The following is a 3783-nucleotide window of genomic DNA, read 5'->3' as shown; positions in this document are numbered from 1 at the left end:
GACGTGGTCGGCGCAGGCAAGACCCCGGTCGTGGACACCTGGTGGCAGACCGAGACCGGCGCGATCATGATCTCCCCGCTGCCCGGCGTCACCGCTACGAAACCGGGCGCGGCCATGACCCCGCTGCCCGGCATCTCGGCCACGGTGGTGGACGAAGAAGGCAATGTGGTGCAGCTGGGGGAGACCGAGGCGAACGGCTACCTGGTGCTGGATCAGCCGTGGCCCTCGATGCTGCGCGGGATCTGGGGCGACAACGACCGCTACCGCGAAACCTATTGGCAGCGTTACGCCGAGCAGGGCTGGTACTTCGCCGGCGACGGCGCCAAACTCGACACCGACGGCGACCTGTGGGTGCTGGGCCGCGTCGACGACGTCATGAACGTCTCGGGCCACCGCATCTCCACGGCGGAAGTCGAATCCGCTCTGGTCGGCCATTCGGGTGTGGCCGAAGCGGCGGTGGTCGGCGCGTCGGACGACACCACGGGGCAGGGCATCGTCGCCTTCGTCATCCTCACCGCCGAGGCGAAGGACACCGGTGAGGATCTGGTCGCCGAACTCAAAGCCGAAGTCTCGAAAGAGATTTCACCGATCGCCCGGCCCCGGGAGATCCATGTGGTCCCGGAGCTGCCCAAGACCCGCTCGGGCAAGATCATGCGCCGGCTGCTGCGCGATGTGGCCGAGGGCCGCGAACTGGGTGACACCTCGACCCTGGTCGACCCCAACGTCTTCGAGGCCATTCGCGCCGGCAAGGCGTAACCCGCGCCTCGCACACTCGGCCCCCGCGACGACCGGTCCCGGGGGCCGAGCCGTGTCCGGACCCGGCGGCCGGGGTCTTCGGTGCCCGAACTGACCGTTAGAATTGCGTAAGGTGTGCCGGGAAGTCTGGTCGGCATGCGGTATGCGCCGACCCCTCGATGGTGAGACGCACTCCGCTGGTTCTGTCGACCGAAAGACCAGAAAGGCGCGCCCTTGATCGTTCAGCTGCGCTCGGAACTGTCCCGCTATCTCCGCACCGAAACCGTCGGCGGCACACTGCTTCTCATCGCCGCCGCGGCCGCCGTGCTGTGGGTGAACTCGCCCTGGGAGGCGAGCTACACGGCCATGATCGGCACCCACCTCGACATTCCGGCGCTGCACCTGAACCTCACCCTGGCCGACTGGACCAAGGACGGCCTGCTCGCCATCTTCTTCTTCGTCGCCGGGCTCGAACTCAAACGCGAACTGGTCGTCGGCGAACTCGCGGACCGCAAACGCGCCACCCTGCCCATCGTCGCCGCCGCGGGCGGCGTCCTCCTGCCCGCGCTCATCGCCATGACCGTGGGCTGGGGCGTGCCGGGCATGGATCGCGGATGGGCCATCCCGGTCGCCACCGACATCGCCTTCGCGCTGGGCGTACTGGCGCTGACCGGATCCCGCATCCCGGCCGGCGCGCGGGTGTTCCTGTTGAGCCTGGCCGTGGTCGACGATCTCATCGCCATCGTTCTCATCGCGGCCCTGTTCACCACCACGCTGAAGATGCTGTGGCTGCTGATCGCGGTGCTGTGCCTGCTGTGCTGGTTCCTGGCCCAGCGCAAACGGCTCGGCAACCCGATCATCTACGTGCCCCTGGCACTGGTCACCTGGTACGCGCTGCACGAGGCGGGCATCCACCCGACCCTGGCGGGCGTGGCCTGCGGCCTGCTCACCCGGGTCCGCCCCGATGACGACGAGGACGAGCACGACGTACCCGCGGCGAAATTGGAACATTTGTTCCAGCCCATTTCCGCCGGAATCTGCGTTCCGTTGTTCGCGCTGTTCGCATCGGGTGTGCCGCTGGATTCGCAGGTGTTCTCCCAGCTGTTCACCAACCGGCTGTCGCTCGCCATCATGGCCGGCCTGCTGATCGGGAAAACGCTCGGAATCTTCGGATCCGCTTGGCTCGCGGTGCGTCTGGGTATTGCCGAAAAGCCGGGTGATCTCGAATACCGGGACATGTTCGCCCTGTCGGTACTAGGTGCGATCGGGTTCACGGTTAGCCTCTTGGTGGCAGAACTCGCACTGGCGGACGTCGGCGACGGCTCCGCGGTCGAACTCGCGAAAGCGGCGGTGTTGCTGACATCATTGGCGGCTTCCCTGGCAGGTTCGGCGCTACTGTTGCGTCGTGGCCGTGCCCACCAGGCGCGACGTGACGAGCGGGCACTGCAAGGACAAGAGGACTTGACCGGATAGGTCCGGGACATGGAGAAGGGTCGAGCAATTGAGTTTCAACCAGGGCGGTAACGGGCGAGACGGGAACCCCCGCACCATCACCTCGATTCCGCTGTCCGATGTCGATGTGCACGAAGCGGCGACCATCGGCACGCTGGTTCGCGACGCGACCGAACAGATGTCGACACTGGTGCGCGCGGAAGTGGAACTCGCCAAGGCCGAGGTCACCGGCGAGGTCAAGAAGGGCCTGCAGGGCAGTGTCTTCTTCATCGCGGCGCTGACCATTCTGCTTTTCAGCTCGTTCTTCTTTTTCTTCTTCCTCGCCGAATTGCTGGACGTGTGGGTGTACCGCTGGCTGGCGTTCCTCATCGTCTTCCTGTCGATGATCGTGGCCACCGCGGCGCTCGGGTTCCTCGGCTACCTCAAGGTGAAGCGCCTGCGCGCACCGGAGAAGACCATCGAGTCGCTGAAAGAGGTGAAGACCGTGCTGCCCAGCGGTTTCGGGTCCGGCGGCGACCACCCGGCGAGCACTTCCGCCCAGCTCGGAACACCGAGGTACTAGACCTTCGATTAGTCTCCTTCGGCGTGTCGTCGAATTCGCCCCCGGATCCGTCCGCTGTCCGCTACGACGGACCGTGGACCCATCGGGATGTGCATGCCAACGGCATTCGCTTCCACGTCGTGGAGGCCGTGCCCGCGGGCGGGACGGCCTTCGCCGATCCCGACACCCCGCTGGTCGTGCTGCTGCACGGCTTCGGGGATTTCTGGTGGTCGTGGCGCCACCAGCTGACCGGACTGGCCGAACGCGGATTCCGGGCGGTCGCGGTGGACCTGCGCGGGTACGGCGACACCGACAAGCCGCCGCGCGGCTACGACGGCTGGACCCTGGCCGGGGACATCGCCGGGCTGATCCGCGCGCTCGGGCATTCGGACGCCACCCTGGTCGGGCACGCCGAAGGCGGTCTGGTGTGCTGGGCCACCGCGGTGCTGCATCCGCGCCTGGTCAGTTCCATCGCGCTGGTGAGCTCACCGCATCCGGTGGCGCTCAAGCGCGCGGTGCTGCGCGATCGCGGGCAGCGCGCCACCTGGCTGCCGAACTTCCTGCGGTATCAGATACCGCGCTACGCGGAGAACCTCATCACCGTCGACAACGGCGCGGAGATCGAGGCGCTGCTGCGCCGGCACGCGGGCCAACGCTGGTCCGGCACCGAGGAATTCGCCGACACCGCGCAGCGCATGCGCACCGCGATCCGGATTCCGGGAGCGGCGCACTGTGCGCTGGAGTATCAGCGCTGGGCCTTCCGCAGCCAATGGCGGCCCGACGGCAAGCGTTTCATGTCCACCATGCGGGAGCCGGTAACCATTCCGGTGCTGTCGCTGTACGGCGACCGGGACCGCTACATCCTCGCGCGCACCATCCGGCGCGGCTACGAGCTGTCGCCGAACCGGCGCATGGTGGCCATCCCCGAGGCCGGGCACTACGCCCACCAGGAGAATCCGGACGTCGTCACCGCGGAGCTGGCCAAGCTCCTGGCGTGAAGGGCTCCGAAAACACTTGGCCGCGAACGCGGAACGGGCCGCCCCCCTAGCGGCCGC

The 3783-nt window shown here is 67.4% G+C and carries 4 protein-coding genes; all 4 read left to right on the top strand.

All coding sequences use genetic code 11. The features are described 5' to 3' along the window. Positions 1 to 756 (top strand): AMP-binding protein (locus ABZ319_RS40220; protein WP_354991853.1); only part of this gene is annotated, 756 nt, incomplete at its 5' end. A gap of 213 nt (positions 757 to 969) precedes the next feature. Beyond that, a complete protein-coding gene (nhaA, locus tag ABZ319_RS40215) occupies positions 970 to 2208 on the top strand; it encodes a Na+/H+ antiporter NhaA (RefSeq protein WP_354991852.1) in 1239 nt (412 codons plus the stop codon). Between the two features lie 28 nt (positions 2209 to 2236). After that, positions 2237 to 2749, top strand: a complete 513-nt coding sequence (locus tag ABZ319_RS40210) for a phage holin family protein (RefSeq protein WP_354991851.1) — start codon at positions 2237 to 2239, stop codon at positions 2747 to 2749. Between the two features lie 23 nt (positions 2750 to 2772). Then, on the top strand, positions 2773 to 3726 hold the full coding sequence (locus ABZ319_RS40205; RefSeq protein WP_354991850.1) for an alpha/beta hydrolase: 954 nt from the start codon (positions 2773 to 2775) through the stop codon (positions 3724 to 3726). The last annotated feature ends 57 nt before the right edge of the window (positions 3727 to 3783 follow it).

It is taken from the genome of Nocardia sp. NPDC005978 (assembly GCF_040614455.1).
Taxonomy (GTDB): Bacteria; Actinomycetota; Actinomycetes; order Mycobacteriales; family Mycobacteriaceae; genus Nocardia.
Note: the sequence above shows the minus strand (reverse complement) of the source record. Positions and strands in the feature narration are given on the sequence as shown.